Source organism: Thalassospira xiamenensis M-5 = DSM 17429 (assembly GCF_000300235.2).
In the GTDB taxonomy this organism is placed as follows: domain Bacteria; phylum Pseudomonadota; class Alphaproteobacteria; order Rhodospirillales; family Thalassospiraceae; genus Thalassospira; species Thalassospira xiamenensis.
On record NZ_CP004388.1, the window covers coordinates 2,425,285 to 2,447,500 of the forward strand.

The window sequence follows — 22,216 nt, forward strand, 5'->3', positions numbered from 1 at the left end:
CCGCGGCGCAAAGCCACCGAAATAAATATATGCGTTGCAGCACAAGGCATTATCGGGCGCACGGAAGTTGCCCTTAAAATAAATTCATATTATATGAATAATGTCAGAGTGCGGTCACCGACCCAGCCACCGCTTTCCACAGATATCAAAAGACCGCACCGGAGGAATTTGAATGCCATCGTCCATGTCACGAACCTATGCCAAACGCAGCCTGCACAGCATCGTTGCCCATGATCTGGGATCACGGATCGTTTCGGGCAAACTGGCACCGGGCGATGTCCTCCCGACCGAGGCGGCCTTGAGTGAATCGCTTGATGTCTCGCGCACGGCCCTGCGCGAGGCGATCAAAATCCTCTCGGCCAAGGGGCTGATCGAAAGCCGTCCGAAAACCGGCACGCGCGTCAAACCGCGCACAAGCTGGAACCTGCTCGACCCCGATGTTCTGTCCTGGCATTTCCCCGATCCCGATCCGGCGTTTCTCTATGGCCTGTTTGAAACCCGCATGATTATCGAGCCCAACACCGCCGCCATGGCCGCCGAACGCGCGACCGAGGAACAACTCGCCACCATCGAGGCCGCCTATACCGGCATGGAAAATGCCGAACTCGGCACCGAGGCCGTCTATATCACCGACCTTGTTTTCCATCAGGCGATTTTGGATGCGTCGGGCAATGATTTCATGAAATCGTTCGGCATGCTGATTGAAACCGCGCTCATCGGCTCGTTCCGCCTGTCCTCGGGCGGGCCAAAGGCACATGTCAAATCCCTGCCCGACCATTTCGCGGTTTACCGCGCCATCGCGCACCGCGAACCCGGCGACGCCCGCGAAGCCATGCGCAACCTGCTCAGCCGCACCATGCTGCAACTCCGCCAGCAGCTCGGCATGAAAAGCGAACATGACTGGGACGTGATCGGGCTTTGATACTGCTTTGACCGGTCTGTGATATCGCTTTGGATATCGCTTTGACCCCGCCTTACGGACCCGTCGATGTCATCACACTCAAACAGCGGCAAAAGACAAAAACGGGGCTGTCATCAGGACGGCCCCGTTTGTATTCCTCATACAAATAAAAAGCTGGTTTTCGTCTCATGACGGCCAAAACCCGTATTCCTCACACAAATAAAAGCCGGTTTTTCGTCCCCGAAACGCATGGTCACGATCTTCGCCAACCCCGTCGCCGATCCATTATTCACCAAAAATGAAAAATCGGATCGATTATGAAAAATAACTTCATAAAAAGCTGGATCGCAAAGCCGCATTCCGACCGCGAAAATAGCCGCCGGAATGAACGGCCCGGAAAACACTTCGGGCCGGGGCAGCACCACCACCCCGGCCCGGATTCCCCCACCCGAAGAGGCTAAATTCGGCTCACCCCGCCCCGGCCCGCATCCCCGAAAATGACCGTGTAATCAGGCGTTGCAGCACGATAAAGCCAAACAGAAGCGCCCCGATCATGATCTTGGTCCACCAGCTGTTAAGCGACCCGTCAAACGCGATCAGGGTCTGGATCACCCCCATGATGATCCCGCCAAAGAACGTCCCGACCACAAAGCCCATGCCCCCGGTCAGAAGCGTCCCGCCAATCACCACCGCCGCAATCGCATCAAGCTCCACCCCGACCGCTGCCAACGGATAGGCCGACGCGGTATAAAACGCGAAAACAACACCGGCCAAGGCACTGAAAAAGCCCGACAAAGTGTAAACCCGGATGATCGTGCCCTGCACCGGAATGCCCAGTAATTCCGCCGACTGACGATCCCCGCCAATGGCATAGACATTGCGCCCGAACCGGGTGTAATGCGCAATAATCACCCCGGCAATCACCGTCATCAGCATCAGCAAAGCCGCCGCACTGATCCAGCCACGCCCCGGCAGCGGAATTTTAAATCCGCTGAAATCGGCGACAAACGGATGATCAATCGGCACGGAATCAAGGTTGATCAAAAAGCACATCCCGCGCAGGAAAAACATCCCCGCCAGGGTGATGATAAAGGGCTGGATATCGAACTTGGCGATAATCACCCCCATGAAGGCCCCGAAAAGCGTGCCAACCGCAATCGAAATCACCACCGCCACCAAGGGATGCATGCCAAACCCGGTCACCAGTTCGGCCATCAGGACGCCGACAAAGGCAATCATCGAGCCGACCGAAAGATCAATCCCGCCCGACAGGATGACGAATGTCATGCCGACCGCGGTAATGATCAGAAACGCATTATCGGTCAGAAGCGCACCCAGAACATAAGTATCTGAAAACGCCCGATGTTCGGCAATCCCGTAACCATAAAGCAGCGCCAGCACCGCCAGCGTGGCAAGCAACGGGTAATAACGTTCATTAATTTTCATCGGAATTCCCCCGCACCTTCCGGCTGCCGATCTTTTCCCACGCCTTGCCCGCCAGTTCGCGTGATTTTGGTGCCTGCACCAGCAGAACCACCATCACCACCGCCGCCTTGACGATCAGGGTATATTGCGACGGCAAACCCGAAAGCAAAATCCCCGTGGTCAGCGACTGAATGATCAGAACCCCGATCACCGTCATGCCGATAAAGAACCGCCCGCCCATCAGCGACGCACCGCCAATAACAACCGCCAGAATGGCATCCAGTTCAAGCCACAGCCCGGCATTGTTGGCATCCGCCCCGCGAATATCAGCCGCAATGATGATCCCGGCAAAGGCCGCACACAGCCCCGAAATCGCATAAGCCAGAAGCTTGATCCCGCGCGCATCAATACCCGCAAGCCGGCTGGCGCGTGCATTGCCGCCAACCGATTCAACAAACAGGCCAAGGGCGGTTTTGCGCATCACGCCGTAAAGCGCCCCGATTACCACCGCGGCAATAATCACCCGCCACGGAATACCCAGCAGATACCCGCTGCCGATACCCTCGAAAAACGCCCCGTGAAAGGTCACGATCTGGCCATCGGTGATCATCTGCGCGATGCCGCGCCCGGCCACCATCAGGATCAGGGTCGCGATGATCGGCTGGATATCAAGATAGGCCACCAGCATCCCGTTCCACAGCCCGCAAAGCACCCCGGCCCCAAGGGCTGCCAGGATGATGACCGCCGGATGCAGATCGGTATCACGGATCAGGACCGCCATGACGGCGGCTGAAATCGCAATCACCGAACCCACCGAAAGATCAATGCCCCGCGTGCCGATGACCACCGCCATGCCGACCGCCACAAGGGCGGTTGACGCGCCGCGATGCACCACATCAACAAGCGATCCGTAAAGATGCCCGTCAACAATGCGAATATCAAAAAAGTCCGGCGATATGATCCCGATACCCAGAATGATCAGCACAAGGGCCGCCACCGGGCCAAACCACTGCCGGCTCAGCAAAGAAGATGCAGACATGGTGCTGCTTTCCCGTAATTTCTTTTTGTCCTGCAAGCTGGTCATCGTGCAATCGCCTCGATGATCCTGTCCTGCGTGATTTCGGCACCCGTCAGTTCGGAAACCTTTTGGCGGTCGCGCATCACCGCCACCCGGTCGGCAAAGGCAACGATTTCCTCAAGCTCGCTTGACGCCACCAGCAAGGCCAGCCCCTCGTCACAAAGCTCCTTGATCAGCTTGATGATATCGGCATGCGCGCCCACATCAATGCCGCGTGTCGGCTCGTCAAGAATAAGGAAAATCGGCTTGGACACCAGCCACCGCGCCAGAATGACCTTCTGCTGATTGCCACCGCTCAGTTGCCCGACCGGCTTTTCGCTATCGGGTGTGGCAATCCCCAGCGCCCTGATCATCTCATCGGCGGTTTTCTGCTGCTCGGCGCGTGCAATCGGGCGCAGCCAGCCGCGCCGCCCCTGAAGCGCCAGCATGATGTTTTCGCGCACGCTAAGCTCGGCAACAATGCCATCCTGTTTGCGGTCCTCGGGGCAAAGCCCGAAACCCGACCGGATGGCATGGCGCGGGGAGCGCAGCATCACCGGCTCCCCGTCAAGGAACACAAGGCCGCTATCGGCCTTTTTCGCCCCGAAAATAAGCTCCGAAAGCTCCGTCCTGCCTGATCCCAGAAGCCCGGCAAGACCAACAATCTCGCCGCCTGAAAGGTCAAGCGTCACTGGCTCCAGCACGCGTTTCTTGCCCAGATTCTTGATCTGGATCTGGCGGCCCTTGCCGGTGAAATTGCTTTCATCCTGATGGCGATGCGAACTGACTTCTGCCAGTTCCCGGCCCAGCATATGATTGATCAGGTCAATCTGTGCCAGTTCTTTGGTCACAAACGTGCCGACAAGCCGCCCGTTGCGCAGGACCGTGATGCGGTCCGTAATCGCGTAAACCTGATCCAGGAAATGGGTGACGAACACAATGCCAAGCCCCTTGGCACGCAATTCGTTCATGATGCGAAACAGGGTGCGGATTTCCTCGGCATCAAGGCTTGCGGTTGGTTCGTCAAGGATCAGAACCCGCGCATCAAGTGCCACCGCACGCGCAATCGCAACCAATTGCTGGATCGCTACCGAATAGGACCCCAGCGGCCGGTTGACATCAATATCAAGCCCCAGCGTTTCAAGGGCTGCCTTGGCATCACTTTCGGTTTTCTTCCATGAAATAAACCCGAATTTCAATGTCTGGCGTTCCAGCATCAGGTTTTCGGCAACCGACAGCGTGGGAACCAGGTTCACTTCCTGATAAACCGTCGAAATGCCAAGCGCCTGCGCATCACCCGGATGATTTGGATGGATTTCCTGCCCGTCAAGCAGGACGGTTCCGGCATCGCGCGGATGAACCCCGGTAATCACCTTGATCAGCGTCGATTTCCCGGCACCGTTTTCACCCAGAAGCGCGTGAATTTCACCGGATCGCAAATCGAAATCGACATCCTGCAAGGCTTTGACGCCGGGAAAAAACTTTCCCGCCCCGCGTACTGACAGCACGGATTGCGTCTTCTCAGACATGGATAGCCCCTCTCCCTTTATGTTCGCTGGCCGGATGTGGCCGAACGCACCCTTGCCATCGGCAAGGATGCGCCCAGACATCACGCCAGTTGCGTCACCCCAACCGCACGGTAAGGCGCACGGTTGCGGATAACGGCCTTACTTGCTGCGCATTTTGTATTCTTCGGCAGCGGTATCAGGCAGATAAAGCGGACCATTGGCCTTGATCCATTTCGGTACTTCCTTGCCTTCTTTGGCAGCGGCAATCGCATCAAAGGAAGGTGCGCCAAGATGCGGGTTCAATTCGATGGTGGCGTTGGTATCGCCATCGGCCATCGCCTTGAAAATATCGGGAACCGCATCGATTGATACGATCAGGATATCTTCGGCCGGGTCAAGACCGGCTTCCTTGATCGCCTGCACCGCACCCAGCGCCATGTCATCATTGTGCGCATAAACCGCACAGATGTTCTTGCCGCCATCTTCGGCTTTCAGGAAGCTTTCCATGACTTCCTTGCCGCCCGAACGGGTGAAATCGCCCGACTGGGACCGGATGATATTGATCCCCGGGAAATTGCCGACAACGGACTCAAAACCTTCCTTGCGGTCATTGGCAGCCGACGAGCCAACCGTGCCCTGAAGCTCGACCACATCGCAGACACCATTGGTTTCCGCCGCCAGCCATGCGGCGGCAAGTGCGCCTTCCACCACGAAGTCGGATGCAACCTTGGTCAGATACAGGCTTTCATCGGCCGCAACGCGACGGTCGACCAGAACGACGGGAATACCGGCATCCTTCGCTTCCTGAAGCACCTGATCCCAGCCGGTTTCAACAACCGGTGCCAGCAGAATGCCATCAACGCCCTGGGCGATGAAGGAACGGACTGCCTTGATCTGGTTTTCCTGTTTCTGCTGCGCATCCGAGAATTTCAGATCAATGCCGCGCTTTTCCGCTTCGGCCTTGATCGATGCCGTCTCGGACGTGCGCCAGCCGCTTTCCGACCCGATCTGCGAGAAGCCGATCATCATTTCGGCCTGTGCCGCAAAGGACAGACCAAGTGCAACACCAAGGGCTGCCGTCGACACCGCAAGCTGCTTGAGACTTTTCATTATTTCCTCCCTAAAGGCTGTTTTATTGCTAAAAACCATATAGTAATACAATATGATTTGAAGGAACTCAACGGCCTAAATGCGCCTCCCCACTTTCGCGTATAAAGCGCGGTTGACAGCGGCCCAAAAACCCGCAAAGTCAAAATAAAACAGGGACTTCCAGATGAAACGAGGCGACATGTCCAAAAACCCGACCGCAATCCCGATGCATCCGGCCCCGGCCGGAACCCTGCAAATCAGGACCGCAAAAATGCGAATCCTGCTCTCCCCTTACGGGGCGCGCATCCGGGCGCTTTGGCTGAGAAATGACGACGGCACGGAAACCAATATCGCGATTGGCCTGCCCGATGATGATGCCTATGCGACGCATGACAGCTATATCGGTGCGGTGTGCGGGCGCTATGCCAACCGCATTGCCAATTCGGCCTATATCGCCCCGAATGGTGACCGGGTGACACTGGCCGCCAACGAAGGCCCGACGCACCTGCATGGTGGCGTTACCGGCTTTGACCGGCACGACTGGTCCGTCACGCAAAACACCGATCACGAAATCGCCTTTCACCTCGAAAGCCCGGATGGCGATCAAGGCTATCCGGGGAATTTCGCGGCGACCGCAACCTATTCGATTGTCGCTGAAAATCGCCTGCGCCTTGAAATCACGGCAACCTGCGATCAGACCTGCCCGGTCAACATGACCAGCCATGCCTATTGGAACCTGACGGGCCGATTTGATAAATGCGCGGCCCTGCATATCCTTGAAATCGATGCCGATGCCTATCTTCCGATTGACGAGCGCCTGATCCCTCTTCCCGGTCGCTGCGACCTTGCCGGAACCGGCTATGATTTCCGAAACCCCGCCGTGATCGCACAGAACCTCCTGAATGCCGATCAGGGCTTTGATCACAATTTCTGCCTCAATGGCACACGCGGCACCCTGCGCCCCATCGCCACCCTGTCCGATCCCGACAGCGGCCGGACGATGAGACTATTCTCAACCGAGGCCGGATTGCAATTCTACCTCTCCCAGCATTTCACCAATGCTATGAAAACGCCCGACGGCAAAAGCCTTCACAAATCCGGCGGCATCGCGCTTGAACCGCAAACCTTCCCCGACAGCCCCAACCGCCCGGACTTCCCGAGCCCGTGGCTCAATCCGGGCGAGACGTATAAGCATGTGATTGAGTGGGAGTTTTCCTGACAGCATAAGCCCCGCAATTGCGGGGTCAGACTGCTGACAAAGTCCTCGCCATTGGCGGGGATTTTTGATTCAATGGGGAATGCTTAAGAAACCCAGCCCACATCAAACCGAACTTGAGATGGTGACACTCGACAGTTTGGTCCCCAGCGATCATTTGCTTCGTAAGATCGATGCCGTGATCGATTTCAGTTTTATCCATGCGCGCGTGGCCGATTTGTACTGCGCGAACAATGGCCGTCCCGCCCTTGATCCGGTGATGATGTTTAAGGCGCTGTTCATTGGCTATCTGTTTGGCGTGCGCTCGGAGCGCCAGCTTGTGCGCGAGATTGAGGTCAATGTCGCCTATCGCTGGTTTTTGCAACTCAAGCTGACCGACAAGGTCTTTGATGCCTCGACCCTGTCGCAGAACCGGCGGCGTCGATATCATGATGCCAGTGTTGCGCAGGATATTTTTGACGAGATCGTCGAGCAGGCGATCAGGCACGGGCTGGTGGATGGTAAGGTTCTCTATACCGACAGCACGCATTTGAAGGCCGATGCCAACAAGAACAAATGGGACCGCGAAGTGGTTGCCAAATCGCGCGCGGCCTATTGGGATGATCTGGATCTGGCGATTGAGGAAGACCGGGCGGCTCATGCGAAAAAGCCGCTCAAAGCCAAGGAACGCCAGCCGGTTGAGAAAGAAACCAAGATCAGCCGAACCGATCCCGACAGCGGATATATGGTGCGCGACGGCAAGCCCAAGGGCTTTTTCTATCTCGATCACCGCACGGTCGATGGCAAGCTTGGGATCATTACCGACAGTTACGCCACCCCGGCCAATCTGCATGACAGCATTCCCTATCTCGACCGTCTTGACCGACAAAGGCAGCGTTTTGACCTTGATGTTATCGCCGTCGGACTGGATGCGGGCTATGCGACCGCCGCGATTGCCAAAGGCCTTGAAGATCGTGACATCCTTGGCGTGACGGGCTATCGCCGCCCGAACCTTCGGGAAGGCTACATCCCCAAACGCAAATACGTTTATGACCCTGAACGTGATGCTTATCGCTGCCCCGAAGGTCAGCTTCTGTCTTATGCGACAACCGACCGAAATGGATACCGCCATTATCACAGCGACCCGGAAAAATGCCGCACCTGTCCTGTGCTGGCTTCCTGTACCGCCAATGCCCACCACCGAAAAACTGTCACGCGCCATGTCTGGCAAGACGCCAGAGACCGGGCTGACGCCTATCGTCTGACAGAGTGGGGCAAGCGGGTTTACAAGCGCCGAAAAGAGACGGTCGAACGCTCTTTTGCAGATGCCAAACAGCTTCACGGTCATCGATATGCAAGGTTCCGGGGACTGATCAATGTCAAATGCCAATGTCTGCTGGCCGCCGCCGCCCAAAATATCAAGAAAATAGCCCTGGCTTTGGGCCCCAAGGGGCAAATCGCCGAGGGATAATCCCCTCGGCACACTCAAGCCGGCTTTCAAAAACCTCTAAAAGCAAAACCCCGCCAAAATATGACGGGGTTTGTCAGCGGTCTGAGCCCCGCAATTGCGGGGCCTTTTCGCCATTCAAACACCTGTACACCAAACTCAAAGCGCCGCAACCACCCCATCCGCCCGCGGATCGGTGGCCCCTTCCATCACGCCATTGGCGCGCAGCAAAATGCCGCCCGCATGGCCCATCATGTCTTCGAAATCACCGACAACCTCAACCGCATGACCGGCTTTTTCAAGCTGCGTGATCAGGGCCGGATCAAACCGGTTTTCGAGTTTAAGGGTCGTGGTTTCTGCACCCCATGTCCGGCCCAGCAGCCAGCGCGGTGCGGTGATGGCCGCCTGCAAATCCTGTCCGAACAGGACATTACGCGTAAACACCGCGGCTTGGGTTTGCGGCTGTCCCTCGCCCCCCATGGTGCCGTATGTAAGGACATCGCCATTTTTAAGCCGCGCCATCGCCGGGTTGAGTGTATGGAACGGCAACCGACCGGGGCCGAGCTGATTGGGACCGTCATGCAGTGTAAAGCTCGCCCCGCGGTTCTGCCACAGCACCCCGGTTTCGGGCACCACAACGCCCGATCCGAATTCCCAGAAAATGCTCTGGATATAACTGACGACCGTACCGTTTTTATCCGTCGCCCCCATCCAGATCGTATCGCCGGGCTTGGCGATATGCGGCCACGGCAGTGCGGTTTTCATATCGATCTTTGCCGCCTCGGCACCCAGCATCGCATCACTCAGAAGCGACATCGGATCAATATCCATCCGGCCCGGATCACCGATATGGGCATCACGTTTGATAAAGGCGCGCTTGGTCGCCTCGATCACGCCGTGGATATGATCAAATCCCTCGCCCGCTTTCACCCCCAGCCGGTCAAACAAGCCAAGGATCATCAGCGACGCGGCCCCTTGCGTTGGTGGCACCATATTGAAAACGGTTCCGCTTGATAGCTTCACCGAAAGCGGTGTGGTGGTTTTGGCGTGATAGGCTTCAAAATCAGGCAACCGAAGCGGACTTCCCACCGCCTCAAGCCCCTTGGCATTGGCGCGCGCGATATCGCCCCGGTAAAAATCATCAAGCCCGACACTGCCAAGCCGTTCCAACGTCGCGCCAAGGGCCGGCTGTTTCAACACATCGCCAATTTCGGGTACACCATTCGCGGCATAGGCTGCAACATAACCCGGCGCACCCAGAAGTTCCGGCAGTTTATCGCGCGTCAACTCATGCTGCGATTTCGTGATCGGCACCCCGGTGCGCGCATGATGCACCGCATCGGCCACAAGGCGTGCGATGGGCAATGTTCCGCCCAGTTTCCTTGCGATTTTCGCGGCCTCCATCCAGCCACCAATCGCCCCGCCCACGGTCAGTGCCGCCAGCGGCCCGCGCGCCGGGATTTTGTCATGGCCAAGGTCACGGTAAAATTCCGGGCTTGCCAAACCGGCCGCCCCGCCACATGCACGGATCGCCACCGGATCCTTGCCCGGTTCGGCAATCAGCCAGAACCCATCCCCGCCAATCGCATTCATATGCGGATAGACAACCGCAATGGTGGCGGCGGCCGCAATCATCGCCTCGACCGCGTTGCCACCGTCGCGAAGCACATCGCGCCCGGCCTGGGCGGCCAGATGATGCGGGGCGGTGACCATCCCGCCAAGGCTTGTTCTGGTTCTGAGCATTTCGGGGCCTCCTGATGGCGCAAAAACTTCGGCATGCCGCGTATCCGGCATGCCCTGTTATGATCTGAAATCTATCTTGAATTTCGGGGATGTATCAGGCGATTTTCACATCGTGGACAAATCGCCTGATATTTTGCGGGGTTGCTACCAGCCGATAAGATCGGGCAGCCAGCTTGTCAGTTCCGGGAAGATGAACAGCAGCACAAGGGCCAGTGCCTGAATACCGATAAACGGAATAACCCCGCGATAGATATCCATGGTCGACACCGATTTTGGCGCGACACCCTTAAGGAAGAACAGTGCCCAGCCAAAAGGCGGCGTCAGGAAGCTGGTCTGCAGGTTCATCGCCACAAGGATCGCAAGCCACGCCATGTCGATGCCGCTATTGATAAACACCGGTAAAAACATCGGTAGCGCGATATAGGAAATCTCGATCCATTCAAGGAAGAACCCAAGAACAAAGATCACCGCCATCATGAACAGAAGGTTGCCCATATCGCCACCGGGCACCCATTCAAACATGGCATGCACCAGTCCCTCGCCACCAAGCCCGCGGAAGGCAAGGCCAAAGGGCTGCGCGCAGATCAGGATGAAAAACACCATCGCACTGGTGATCAGGGTATCGCGCAACACATCGCGCATCACCCCGAAATCAAGCCGCCCGGTAAACAGGGCCAGAAGCAACGCGCCAAGCGCGCCCATTGATGCGGCCTCGGTCGGGGCGGCAATCCCGCCAACAATCGACCCCAGAACCGCAAAAACAAGCGCCAGCGGCGGTAGCACGACCTTGGCAATCTTGAGCATAAGATCGCGCGTGGCGAGCGCATCGCGTTCATCCTGCGGGATCGCGGGCACCATGTCGGGTTTGAAAATGCCGAGTATCACCAGATAAAGGGCGAGCATCCCGGCAAGGATCAGCCCCGGCACCATCGCGGCGGCAAACAGCGTCCCAACAGATTCACCAAGAATATCGGCAAGCAGGATCAGAACAAGGCTTGGCGGAATGATCTGCCCAAGCGTGCCCGATGCGCAAATCACACCGCACGCCACCCCCTTGTTATAACCGCGATTGATCAATGGCTGTAACGACAGCAACCCGACTGTCACGACCGTCGCCCCGACCACGCCCGAAGACGCCCCCATCAGAACCCCGACAATCACAATCGCAAGCCCCATGCCGCCACGAAGGCGGCCCATGGCATGGCCGATCACATCAATCAGTTCTTCGGCCAGTTTCGACTTTTCAAGCATCACCCCCATGAAGATGAAAAGCGGCAGGGCCAGAAGCGTATAGTTGGTCACAACCCCGTAAATGCGCGCGGGCAAAAGGTTAAAAAGCCCGGTGCCAAATCCCAGAATGCCAAAGGCAAAACCCGAAATCGCAAGCGATATCGCCACCGGCACCCCAAGAACAAGGAAGCCGAAAAAGCCGCCGACCATGCCAATGGCCAGCCATTCATTACCAGTCATGTTCGATTATTCCCCAGGCACTTCAGTGGCGGTTTTATGGGTGGCGTAACCGGCATCATCGGGCTCATCGGCGGCTTGCCCCGCCCCGGCCACCTGCCGGAAATTGATCAGGGCCTGCGCAATCGCCTGCACGAACAGCAACCCGAACCCGACCGGGATAAACGCCTTAAGCAGGAAACGATAAGGCAATCCCCCCGGATCGGGTGAACCTTCGCCCATCATGATCGACTGACTAACATAGGGAATGGCAAACCAGATGATCGCCGCACCAAGGATCACCATCAGCACCGCCGAAAACAGATCAATCATCGCGCGGGCCCGGTCGCTTAGCCGGTCATAAAGGAAATCGACCCGTACATGGCCGCCATGCCGCATGCCATATGCCATCCCCAGAAGGGCAATCGGTGATACCAGATGCCATTCAAGTTCCTGCATGGCGACACTGCCGGTATTGAACACATAGCGCAGCAAAACATTGCCGCCGACCACCAGAACAAGCGCAAGACCGCTTAACGCGGCCGCCCATCCGGCAAAATCAACGATATATCCCAACACACGGTCGGGAAATGGTTCGGGAAGCGGTTCTGACAACGGTTCTGTACGGGTCGAATTCATGTCAGCTCATCCCGTCTTTGGATGAAATGATGCCGTGATAGGGCTTTTCACTCACCGCGGCCCATTCACGGTGCGTATCGCGGAACGCCATAAACGCATCATGGACCTTTTTGGTCAGCGGGTCCTTGGCGGCTTCGGCTTCCAGCGTGTCGTTGGTGATGCCTTTAAGCTTGTTGACCACATCATCGGGAAGGGTTTGGGCAATGACGCCCTCGTTCTCGACCAGATCACGAAGGGCCGCGGCATTGTTGGCCTCGCACCAGGAATGACTGTCAAGATTGCATGCCTGGGCGGCGTTTTTGACAATCGCCTGAAGATCGGCCGGAAGGCTTTCCCATGCTTTCTGGTTGATCAGAAGCTCGGTCACGTTGGACGGTTCGTGCCAGCCGGTGGTGTAGTAATATTTCGCTGCCTTCTGAAGACCCAGACGACGGTCCTGATACGGGCCGACAAACTCGGCGGCATCAATCACGCCACGTTCAAGGGCCGGGAAAATCTCGCCGCCCGGAAGCAGCTTCACCTCAACCCCGATCTGCTGATAGACCTTGCCGGCAAGGCCCGGAATACGCATTTTCAGGCCATTGAAATCATCAAGGCTTTCAATCGGTTCGCGGAACCAGCCGGTCATCTGAACGCCGGTATTGCCCATCGGAAACGCAATCAGGCCATAGGGCTGATACAGCTCATGCCAAAGCTCAAGCCCGCCCGCATGATACAGCCACGCATTCATTCCCTGGAAATTCAAACCAAACGGAACGGTGGTGAAATACTGTGCGGCAAAAATCTTGCCCGCCCAGAAATAGGCATTGGCCGCATTCATCTCGACCGTACCGGCCTGAACGGCGTCAAAGCCTTCAAGGGCGGGGATCAGTTCACCAGCGGCAAAATGCTGAATGTTCAGACGCCCGTTTGACATTTCCGTCACACGTTTGCAGAAATCCTCCGGGCTGCCCGGGCCGGTCACGTAAAACGGCGAACCCGGACCATAGGCGTTGGTCATCTTCCAGTTAAAGCTCTCCTGGGCACGCGCGATATGCGGCGTCGCAAAAACAGCCGCCCCGGCCGCCGCCCCGACTACCGCCGTGCCGAGTGCCGATTTCGTCAGAAAGTCGCGTCTTTTAAGGTTGGTCATCGGTGTCTCCCTGATAGAGAAAGCGCAATACGCGGATAATATCATCGAACGGATCTTGGCCCGCATTATGTATACACCGTGCAACCGACGTGCCATCTGTTATATTTCAATAAGTTAACTTATTTCAGACCTCAACAGACTTTCTTTTGCTGTTTATTTTTTAATCATATTTAATTGCTGCACTACATATATGCATATTAATTAAACATATTGCAGGGTGACGCCGGGGACGGAATCCCGCACGCCACAGTTGCGCTTGGATTTTGCGGGAAATATCATGTATACATCGGATGTATAGGGTGCCAAAAAAGCACGAAAAGAGCACCGAGCATCAATCAACAACAAGATCAAAGGGTCGAAACGGCACATGATCCATCTGCAGCAGGCCCCGCAACCTTCACCCGAACCGGTCGGCATTGCGCAAAAACTCTGCCAGTCTCTCGAAGACGATATTGTCACCGGCGTGCTTGTTCCCGGTGCCCGGCTTGAAGAAACCCAGCTTGCAAAACGCTTTGGCGTGTCACGCACCCCGGTCCGCGAAGCCCTGCAATTGCTGACCGCGACCGAACTTGCCGAAAAAATCCCCAATCGCGGGGTTTATGTCTCACTGGCAACGCCGGAACGACTGACCGCGATGTTTGAAAGCATGGCCGAACTCGAAGCCACCTGCGGGCGGCTGGCTGCCAAACGCATGACAAGTGGTGAACGCCACGCGCTCGAAGAACTGCATCACGAACTGGCCCATGCCATGCGCGCGGGTGACAGCCCGGCTTATGAAAGCCAGAACCGTGAATTTCACAATGCGATCTATGCCGGAACCCATAATGACGTGCTGGTCGAAGTCACCCAAGCCGTGCGTCGGCGGGTCGCCCCCTTCCGCCGGGTACAATTCAACAGCCTGCCCCGCCTCGCCTCCTCGCACGAGGAACATCAGGGCATCGTCGATGCCATCCTGCGTGGCGATCACAAGGCCGCCGAAGAACTGCTTTACGCCCACATCATGTCAGTCCATGACGTCAGTCAGGAATATCTGGCAACGCTCCGCGCCGAAAGCGACCATCGCGCGCTTCTGATCGCCAAATAAAAAACCTCACCGGTCACGCATCCGCCGCGCCAGAACATGATCAAGCGACACAACGCCCGCCCCCTTGATCACCAGCATCAGCAACACAAAAACCCATAACATCCGCTGATCGATCAACTGATCGGGCTGCCCGTCAAAAAGCGCGCCCGCCGCCGCACCGTGAGCTGTGATATCCACCACGGTCTGCACCGCCACAAACCCGATCATGCCAAGCGCCCCCAAACGCGTAAACAGCCCCAACACGATCAGAACCGGCAAAACGAATTCCGCCAAAGTCCCGGCAATCACAATGATATGCCACGGGAAAAACGGAATGGCTGCCGTGGCATATAAATACTGATCGGCAATCGACGGCACGATCTGCGCAAACGCCCCGGCACTGGGGAAGCTATCCCCCGCCACCTTGGTCATTGCGCTACTGAAGTAATAAGGCAGCAAAATCGCGGCAAACCACAAACGTGCCGAAAGCCCGATGAACCAGCCATCGGTCCGCGCTTCAAGTGCACCAAACAGGCACCTATGCAGCCCGGTCATTCTTTTGATCGCTGTTTGCATTTTATGTCTCCCTCAAACCGGCAAACGCCCCGGCGGCAATCAGTTGGGCAAAGGTGGATGTCACATCAAATTGCGGATCGCGGGCGATTGCGGCAGCAAAGGCATCGGCAACCGGTGCCTGATCCAAAAGCCTTCCTGCAAAAATAGCCCCGGCATCGTCCAGCAGGATTTGCTGCACCGTCATGTCAGGCCGGGTGATCAGGATATTTTCCCCGCATTGCACAATTGGCCGCTTTTCCGACCCTTCCTGCTGGCATTGCCAGATCGCATGGATGGGAAAACCGGACCGCACAAGAAAGCAGGCCGAATGACGCACAAAGGCAACCGACGCCAGATCATTCACAATGCCTTGCAGCATTTCCGACGTGGTCACCGCATCATCGGCCGCATGCAGAGCTTCCAGCCTTGCGCGTTCCAGCCGTGCCATATCGGAAAGATACGGCACTGACGCCGCGGCATCGAAACCATCAATGAAATCGGCAAAACCGGCCCCATAAAGCGCAAGCGACCCGGGGCGTGCTTTCTCGCCCCGGAAAAACACCTGCGCCATCGCCCGAAAGAATTCCTCCCCCACCAGCTTCGCCACCACCGGATAAGCCGCGATTAACGCATCGCCAAGCCCGCGATGGACATTGTTGCGATAAATCGCAAACCGTCCCGCCATCGCGGGGTCAAGGCCCACAGGCCGCACCGACGGGTCGCCTGCCATCAACGCGCGGGAAAATTCCACCTGAAAAGCCTCAACGTCGCTCATGACACCACCCGCAAGGGGTCAGCCCCCGAAAACCGCGCAAGATGCCGGTCTGCAAGCGCCGCCTCGGCCCGAAGCGCCGCCCAGTCAGGCACATCATTATCCCATTCAATCAGGGTCGGTCGCGCGCCGATGCGCGTAATCAGCCGATCAAACAGCTCCCAGACCGGATCGGCTACCGGTCGGGAATGGGTATCAATCAAAACCTTCTCATCAGCATTGGCATCCACCTCATGCCCGGCCAGATGGATTTCCCCGATCAGATCACCGGGGATCGCATCGATATAATCCCCCGCGTCAATGTCCAGATTGCAGGCCGAAATGTAAATGTTGTTTACATCAATCAAAAGCCCGCAGCCCGAACGACGCGCGGCTTCGGTAATAAAGTCGATTTCCGGGATCGAATTTTGCGGCAATGCCAGATACGAGGTCGGATTTTCAATCAGGATTTTGCGCCCTGTTGCCGTCTGCACCTCGTCAATCGCCTCAACCAGTTGATTACGCGACTGTTGCGTCATTGGTGGCGGCAAAAGGTCGGCCATATAAAGCCCGCCATGGCTTGACCATGCAATATGTTCCGACAGCATGGCGGGCTCAAACCGGTCCACCAGACGCTTGAGATCGGCCAGATGATGGGGATCAAGCCTCTCCCCGCCGCCAAGTGACAGTCCAACCCCGTGCATCGATAATGGATAATCGGCGCGCAAGGCTTCGAGCACCGCCAGGCGCGGCCCACCGGCCACCATGTAATTTTCCGGATGGATTTCAAACCAGCCGACCTGCTTGGGCTGGCCGATCACGTCATCGGCGTGTTCGCCCTTGAAACCGACACCGGCCCGATTTGGCAATCTGCTGCTGTTTTGGCTGTTGATCATGGCAAGCCCCCCCCGAAAAAAGGATGCCGACCCGCATTGGCGGATCGGCATGATCACATCAGGACTTCGGCAGATCGCGGTCAAGCGCCTCAAGGCTACCCATAACCTCGCGCCCATCGGCGGTCGTAAAGCTCATATCCGCACATGTCCCGGCCGGGACCAGCTTCCAGGCATTGCCCTGATAATCAACTTTCGATGTCCCGGCACATGTGGTGCCCGGCCCGGCGGCACAGTCATTCTGCCCGGCAAGCGATACGCCAAAGCATTTCTCCTTGGCACCCTCTGCCTGCGCAGAATGAACAGAAGCAAGCGAAACAGCCGCCGTCAGCGCTGCGCCCAATACCAATGCATTTTTCATGATGTCATCCCTCTTGCGTGAAACCCGATCGCCGGTGTTGGCGATGTCTTTCTGGTAGCAGCCGGGCGGATCACCGTCATTGCAACTTCGGCACACGAAATATCAAGTCAGTGTGAGAGTTTCCCGGCATTTCATCACGGATGCGTGAAATCATCACCTCACGTGCGTCGAACAAACACCGGACTCGCACCGCAAAATCCCCGACGCGGATAAGCGGACTCCGATATCGGGAATCCGAAATCAGACCTCGTCAGCCGCCCCCAAAACCCGAAAACTCAATTTCATTTCCATCATTATTATCACTTTCAGGTGATCACCACTCTTCCTCCCCAGCCACAATTACTGGCAACAAAAACCTCACACGACCACCATGAACACGTCAAATGACGCCGGATCACATCCAAGAAATAATCTTTTTAAAACAATTAATTACTTCAAATTTTACGGTTTTCTTCCTCCTACCGGACGCCTGCATCAGATAGGACAAAAACCTCCCCCGCGCCACAGATCATCAAACACGGAATTTTAGTTCAAATTTGATAATTTTGATAAAATTGATAATTTATGTTGCCTCTTTTTACACAGCACCCTATGGAGATTCCTGTTTGCCATAACCCGGTGTCATAGAGGCTCACATGAACCAGATCAGCGAAGACATACAGATCCACACAGACGTGCTTAGAAACCAGAATGAACTGCGCAACAATCTGCGCTCGCATTACGACTTCATCGTCTGCGGCGCGGGATCAAGCGGCTGCGTCATTGCCGCACGGCTTGCCGAACGCGAAAACATCCGCGTCCTGCTGCTCGAAGCCGGTGGCGACGATACCGCCCCCTCCGTCATGGAACCTGCTCAATGGCCCGTAAACCTTGGCAGTGAACGTGACTGGAGCTTCATGGGGCAACCCGCCCCATCGCTCAACGGGCGCAGATTGCCGCTCAGCATGGGCAAGGGACTGGGCGGCGGATCAAGCATCAACGTGATGGTCTGGTCGCGCGGCCACAAAGAGGACTGGGACTATTTCGCCGCCAAATCCGGTGATCCGGAATGGGGCTATAAATCGGTTCTGGAATATTATCGCCGCATCGAAGACTGGCAGGGCACACCGGATCCGGCGCGCCGTGGCAAAGGCGGCCCGGCCTATGTCGCACAACCCTCTTCCCCGCAACCCATCGCACAGACCATGGTCGATGCCGCTGGTCTTTTGGGCATACCGGTATTCGATAGCCCGAACGGGCGGATGATGGAATGCACCGGCGGGGCGGCGATTGCCGATCTGCGTATCAAGGATGGCAAACGCCAGTCCGTTTTCAGGTCTTATACCTACAAGGCCATGCACCAGCCAAACCTGACGGTCCTGACCGGCGCGCTTGTTTCCAGTCTGATATTTGACGGCAACAAGGCCGTCGGTGTCGAGGTCATGCTCGACGGTAAAATCCGACAGTTCCGCGCCACCTGCGAAACGATCCTGTCTCTTGGTGCGGTCAACACCCCCAAAGTACTGATGCAATCGGGCATCGGTCCCGAGGACGAGCTGAACAGACATGGCATCAAGGTACGTCAACACCTGCCCGGCGTCGGTCAAAACCATCAGGATCACATCGCCTTTGGCTGTACATGGGAATATCGCAAGCCCGAGGACGTCGGCGGCGGCGGGTGCGAGGCAACCGTGTACTGGAAAAGCAACTCCCGCCTCCAACAGCCCGACATCCTTCAATGCCAGCTTGAATTCCCCGTTCCCTCACCTGCCGAAGCTGAATTGGAAACACCCGAACATGGCTGGACAATGTTTGCCGGACTGGCCCAACCCAAAAGCCGTGGACGGCTGCGCCTATCCGGTCCGACCATGTACGATAATATGCTTATCGAACCAAATGCGCTCAGCGCCCCCGAAGACGTGACAGCAGCCCTTGCCGCAGTCGAACTATGCCGCGAAATCGGCAACCATTCGGCATTCACCCCGCTGGTTCGCGGCGAAACCGCGCCACGATCGCGCAATCATGCTGGCCTTGTCGAATTTGTCCGCAACTCGGCCGTCACATACTGGCATCAATCCTGTACCGCAAAAATGGGCCTCGACAGAATGTCCGTGGTTGACGCCCGGCTCAGAGTCTATGGCATTGAAAATCTTCGCATCGCCGATGCCTCGATCATGCCGCGCATCACGACCGGCAACACGATGGCGCCCTGTGTTGTCATCGGCGAACGTGCTGCGGACATGATCCTTGCCGCGCACGATACGCAACTTGCCGCCGGAATAAAGCAACAGCGCCCTGATCCCTCATAGCCCCCCGCTGTTGCTTTTCGTGAGGCCGGAAAGGTTTTCTTTTCCGGCCTCACACCCTTCATGCTCTTTGATGATCCGCACTCGCGCCACCGGCACCGGTAAAGATCGCGCAGGCAGCAACCTTCGGCCATAAGGAAGCTTTCTCGCCAGAAGGGCGCAAAAGTAGTCCCGCGACGATCAAACCGCGCCGTCAAACTTTCCATTTCTTGCACTTTTTGCAAATTTTGCTATTTCATTGCTTATAAGAAATGGGTGATTGATGTGAAAGATATCCTGACGACAGCCAAGGCGGCGGAAATTCTGGGCGTATCCATACGCACCGCCCAGCTCTGGGTCGAAAGCGGCCAGCTCCCTTCATGGAAAACCCCCGGCGGGCATCGTCGCATACCGCGCCAGGCAGTCATGGATCTGGTGGAACACAACACGCCCGAACAATACCTGCCGCTAAGCGCCCGGGCCATCATCCTTGCGGGCGAAGGCCGGGCTCCCGACTGGCGCACACATGGCCTGAAGGGATCGGGTCTTTTACTGGACGTCACCGAAGACGCGCTGGAAGCCCGGAAATGGCTCTCCTTTACCTGCCCGATGCTTGTTCTGATTGAAAATGCCACGTCAGGTAACAACAGGAAACTGCTGGCCGAGCTGCAAGCTGATCAGCGCTTCCGGCAGACAATCATCATCTCATCGGTTGAAAACACGGAAAACACGGAAAACACGGAAGAAGCAGTCAATCCCATCGGCCATGACCGGCTGCAATTGCCCCTCTATCCCGATGTCGCGGCCACCAGTGCCGCAATCCTCAAACATCTGACTGCGTCAGCCAAAAAAAGAGCTGCCCCCACGGGCTATCCACTCCCCTGGAACGAGCGCGTCCGGCTCGAAGCCGTAAGACAGTCCGGCCTTGTCGGCTCCGGCCCGGAGGCAAGCTTTGACAACCTTGTCAATCTGGCCGCATTCGCCACCCGATCGCCAGTTGCCATGTTCACGCTGGTAACCCAGACGGAACAGTGGTTCAAATCCCGCACGGGTTTCGAAGGGGCCTCTACCCCGCGCGAATGGGCGTTTTGCAACAAAACCCTTTACGAGAACGACCTGACAGTTATCGAAGACCTGACGAAAGACCCTCATTTTTCGACCAATCCGGCCTTGTCCGAGCCCTTCGGATTTCGCTTTTATGCCGGGGCCCCCGTGCGCGACCCGCTCGGCTTTGCCCTTGGGTCGGTCTGCGTCATAGATAAAATTCCCAGATCATTGAGCCAGCCGGAACGCGATGCGCTCTCGACAACTGCCGATGCGGCATCAAACCTGATCCGGCTTCGCGCTCTTGAACGTGAAATCGAACGGCATCGGGAAATATAACCGCCTTTCGCGCAACCAGACCGGCATGAAACGACAAAACCCCTGACCAGTAAAGGTCAGGGGTTTATTCAATCGTTGAACAGGGAATATTGAGCTGTGTTTTGAAGGCCCGGCGGTGACCTACTCTCCCGTGCCTTAAGACAAAGTACCATCGGCGCAGGCAGGTTTCACTTCTGAGTTCGGGATGGGATCAGGTGGTTCCCGGCCGCTATGGCCACCGGGCCGTCGAAACACAGCGAAGAGATCGGAGATTTTGTGATGCGATATTGGTTGATTGCGTATTTGCGGGTTTTACCGCTGCGCAAGAAGTCAGAATGTTCAATTAGCAAGAGGGATCAATCAAGCCGATCGATCAATTAGTACTGGTTAGCTTCACGTGTTGCCACGCTTCCACACCCAGCCTATCAACCTGGTGGTCTTCCAGGGATCTGATAGGGATACCTAGTCTTGAAGGGGGCTTCCCGCTTAGATGCTTTCAGCGGTTATCCCTTCCGCACTTAGCTACCCGGCGATGCTCCTGGCGGAACAACCGGTACACCAGAGGTGCGTCCATCCCGGTCCTCTCGTACTAGGGACAGCTCTTCTCAAGTATCCTACGCCCACGGCAGATAGGGACCGAACTGTCTCACGACGTTCTAAACCCAGCTCACGTACCACTTTAATTGGCGAACAGCCAAACCCTTGGGACCTGCTCCAGCCCCAGGATGTGATGAGCCGACATCGAGGTGCCAAACACTCCCGTCGATGTGGACTCTTGGGGAGTATCAGCCTGTTATCCCCGGCGTACCTTTTATCCGTTGAGCGATGGCCCTTCCACGCGGGACCACCGGATCACTATGACCGACTTTCGTCTCTGCTCGACTTGTCAGTCTCGCAGTCAGGCAGGCTTTTGCCATTGCACTCTTAAGCTGATGTCCGACCAGCCTGAGCCTACCATCGCGCGCCTCCGTTACTCTTTGGGAGGCGACCGCCCCAGTCAAACTACCCGCCATGCAGGGTCCCGGATCCGGATAACGGACCTCGGTTAGATATCAGGAAGCAAAAGGGCGGTATCTCAAAGGTGGCTCCACCGAAGCTGGCGCTTCGGGTTCATAGCCTCCCGCCTATTCTGCACATTCACATCCTGATACCACTGCAAAGCTGTAGTAAAGGTGCACGGGGTCTTTCCGTCTGACCGCGGGTACTCCGCATCTTCACGGAGAATTCAATTTCGCTGAGTCGATGTTGGAGACAGTGGGGAAGTCGTTACGCCATTCGTGCAGGTCGGAACTTACCCGACAAGGAATTTCGCTACCTTAGGACCGTTATAGTTACGGCCGCCGTTTACCGGGGCTTCAATTCAATGCTTGCACATCTCCTCTTAA

The 22,216-nt window shown here is 56.7% G+C and carries 19 protein-coding genes and 2 rRNA genes (1 of these 21 cut by a window edge); 6 read left to right on the forward strand and 15 right to left on the reverse strand.

Annotated features, from left to right (window positions below; all coding sequences use genetic code 11):
- The first annotated feature begins 172 nt into the window (after positions 1 to 172).
- Positions 173 to 922, forward strand: coding sequence for a FadR/GntR family transcriptional regulator (locus TH3_RS11445; RefSeq protein WP_007092507.1), 750 nt, complete (start codon positions 173 to 175; stop codon positions 920 to 922).
- Positions 923 to 1,059: 137 nt separating this feature from the next.
- Here the strand turns inward: TH3_RS11445 and TH3_RS11450 are convergent, their stop codons facing one another.
- From TH3_RS11450 to TH3_RS11470, 5 genes are all read right to left on the reverse strand, one after another.
- Positions 1,060 to 1,329: a hypothetical protein gene (locus tag TH3_RS11450; protein WP_007092506.1), complete on the reverse strand. Its 270-nt coding sequence runs from the start codon at positions 1,327 to 1,329 to the stop codon at positions 1,060 to 1,062.
- Positions 1,330 to 1,369: 40 nt separating this feature from the next.
- On the reverse strand, positions 1,370 to 2,347 hold the full coding sequence (yjfF, locus tag TH3_RS11455; protein ID WP_007092505.1) for a galactofuranose ABC transporter, permease protein YjfF: 978 nt from the start codon (positions 2,345 to 2,347) through the stop codon (positions 1,370 to 1,372).
- The gene (locus tag TH3_RS11460) at positions 2,337 to 3,365 is read right to left on the reverse strand and encodes an ABC transporter permease (protein WP_052268416.1); all 1,029 of its coding nucleotides are present in this window, start codon (positions 3,363 to 3,365) and stop codon (positions 2,337 to 2,339) included. Before TH3_RS11460 ends, yjfF begins: the two co-directional genes overlap by 11 nt.
- A 41-nt stretch (positions 3,366 to 3,406) precedes the next feature.
- A complete protein-coding gene (locus TH3_RS11465; RefSeq protein ID WP_007092503.1) occupies positions 3,407 to 4,912 on the reverse strand; it encodes a sugar ABC transporter ATP-binding protein in 1,506 nt (501 codons plus the stop codon).
- A 138-nt stretch (positions 4,913 to 5,050) separates the two neighbouring features.
- Positions 5,051 to 6,001 (reverse strand): ABC transporter substrate-binding protein, encoded by a 951-nt coding sequence (locus tag TH3_RS11470; protein WP_007092502.1) that lies wholly within the window; start codon positions 5,999 to 6,001, stop codon positions 5,051 to 5,053.
- A gap of 163 nt (positions 6,002 to 6,164) precedes the next feature.
- Here TH3_RS11470 and TH3_RS11475 point away from each other — a divergent pair, with 163 nt between their 5' ends.
- The gene (locus tag TH3_RS11475; protein WP_007092501.1) at positions 6,165 to 7,199 is read left to right on the forward strand and encodes an aldose epimerase family protein; all 1,035 of its coding nucleotides are present in this window, start codon (positions 6,165 to 6,167) and stop codon (positions 7,197 to 7,199) included.
- Between the two features lie 79 nt (positions 7,200 to 7,278).
- A complete protein-coding gene (locus TH3_RS11480) occupies positions 7,279 to 8,646 on the forward strand; it encodes an IS1182 family transposase (protein ID WP_040059871.1) in 1,368 nt (455 codons plus the stop codon).
- 135 nt (positions 8,647 to 8,781) lie between these two features.
- On the opposite strand, the gene TH3_RS11485 is transcribed toward TH3_RS11480, so the two are convergent.
- From TH3_RS11485 to TH3_RS11500, 4 genes are all read right to left on the reverse strand, one after another.
- Positions 8,782 to 10,365, reverse strand: a complete 1,584-nt coding sequence (locus TH3_RS11485; RefSeq protein ID WP_007092473.1) for a gamma-glutamyltransferase family protein — start codon at positions 10,363 to 10,365, stop codon at positions 8,782 to 8,784.
- Between the two features lie 144 nt (positions 10,366 to 10,509).
- The gene (locus tag TH3_RS11490; RefSeq protein WP_007092472.1) at positions 10,510 to 11,835 is read right to left on the reverse strand and encodes a TRAP transporter large permease; all 1,326 of its coding nucleotides are present in this window, start codon (positions 11,833 to 11,835) and stop codon (positions 10,510 to 10,512) included.
- A 6-nt stretch (positions 11,836 to 11,841) separates the two neighbouring features.
- Positions 11,842 to 12,450 (reverse strand): TRAP transporter small permease subunit, encoded by a 609-nt coding sequence (locus tag TH3_RS11495; RefSeq protein WP_007092471.1) that lies wholly within the window; start codon positions 12,448 to 12,450, stop codon positions 11,842 to 11,844.
- A 1-nt stretch (position 12,451) separates the two neighbouring features.
- Positions 12,452 to 13,582, reverse strand: coding sequence for a TRAP transporter substrate-binding protein (locus TH3_RS11500; protein ID WP_007092470.1), 1,131 nt, complete (start codon positions 13,580 to 13,582; stop codon positions 12,452 to 12,454).
- A 367-nt stretch (positions 13,583 to 13,949) separates the two neighbouring features.
- Between TH3_RS11500 and TH3_RS11505 the strand changes: the two genes are divergently transcribed.
- On the forward strand, positions 13,950 to 14,666 hold the full coding sequence (locus TH3_RS11505) for a GntR family transcriptional regulator (protein ID WP_007092469.1): 717 nt from the start codon (positions 13,950 to 13,952) through the stop codon (positions 14,664 to 14,666).
- A gap of 6 nt (positions 14,667 to 14,672) precedes the next feature.
- Here TH3_RS11505 and TH3_RS11510 read toward each other — a convergent pair whose 3' ends face one another.
- Genes TH3_RS11510 through TH3_RS11525 form a run of 4 tightly spaced genes read right to left on the reverse strand, consistent with a single transcriptional unit; the run spans position 14,673 to position 17,205 of the window.
- Positions 14,673 to 15,221, reverse strand: a complete 549-nt coding sequence (locus TH3_RS11510; RefSeq protein ID WP_007092468.1) for a DoxX family protein — start codon at positions 15,219 to 15,221, stop codon at positions 14,673 to 14,675.
- Between the two features lies 1 nt (position 15,222).
- A complete protein-coding gene (locus tag TH3_RS11515; RefSeq protein ID WP_007092467.1) occupies positions 15,223 to 15,975 on the reverse strand; it encodes an HvfC/BufC N-terminal domain-containing protein in 753 nt (250 codons plus the stop codon).
- Entirely contained in the window at positions 15,972 to 16,847 is an 876-nt protein-coding gene (bufB, locus tag TH3_RS11520; protein ID WP_040060899.1) for an MNIO family bufferin maturase, read from the reverse strand. The genes TH3_RS11515 and bufB overlap by 4 nt, the downstream gene beginning before the upstream one ends.
- A gap of 58 nt (positions 16,848 to 16,905) precedes the next feature.
- Positions 16,906 to 17,205, reverse strand: a complete 300-nt coding sequence (locus TH3_RS11525; protein WP_007092465.1) for a BufA1 family periplasmic bufferin-type metallophore — start codon at positions 17,203 to 17,205, stop codon at positions 16,906 to 16,908.
- A 635-nt stretch (positions 17,206 to 17,840) separates the two neighbouring features.
- On the opposite strand from TH3_RS11525, the gene TH3_RS11530 reads away from it, so the two are divergent.
- Both TH3_RS11530 and TH3_RS22405 read left to right on the forward strand, forming a co-directional pair.
- On the forward strand, positions 17,841 to 19,493 hold the full coding sequence (locus tag TH3_RS11530) for a GMC family oxidoreductase (protein WP_007092464.1): 1,653 nt from the start codon (positions 17,841 to 17,843) through the stop codon (positions 19,491 to 19,493).
- 261 nt (positions 19,494 to 19,754) lie between these two features.
- The gene (locus tag TH3_RS22405) at positions 19,755 to 20,852 is read left to right on the forward strand and encodes a helix-turn-helix domain-containing protein (RefSeq protein WP_139328336.1); all 1,098 of its coding nucleotides are present in this window, start codon (positions 19,755 to 19,757) and stop codon (positions 20,850 to 20,852) included.
- A gap of 107 nt (positions 20,853 to 20,959) precedes the next feature.
- Here the strand turns inward: TH3_RS22405 and rrf are convergent.
- Positions 20,960 to 21,074, reverse strand: a 5S ribosomal RNA gene (gene rrf / locus TH3_RS11540).
- Positions 21,075 to 21,187: 113 nt separating this feature from the next.
- Positions 21,188 to 22,216, reverse strand: a 23S ribosomal RNA gene (locus TH3_RS11545); it runs 1,721 nt beyond the window's last position.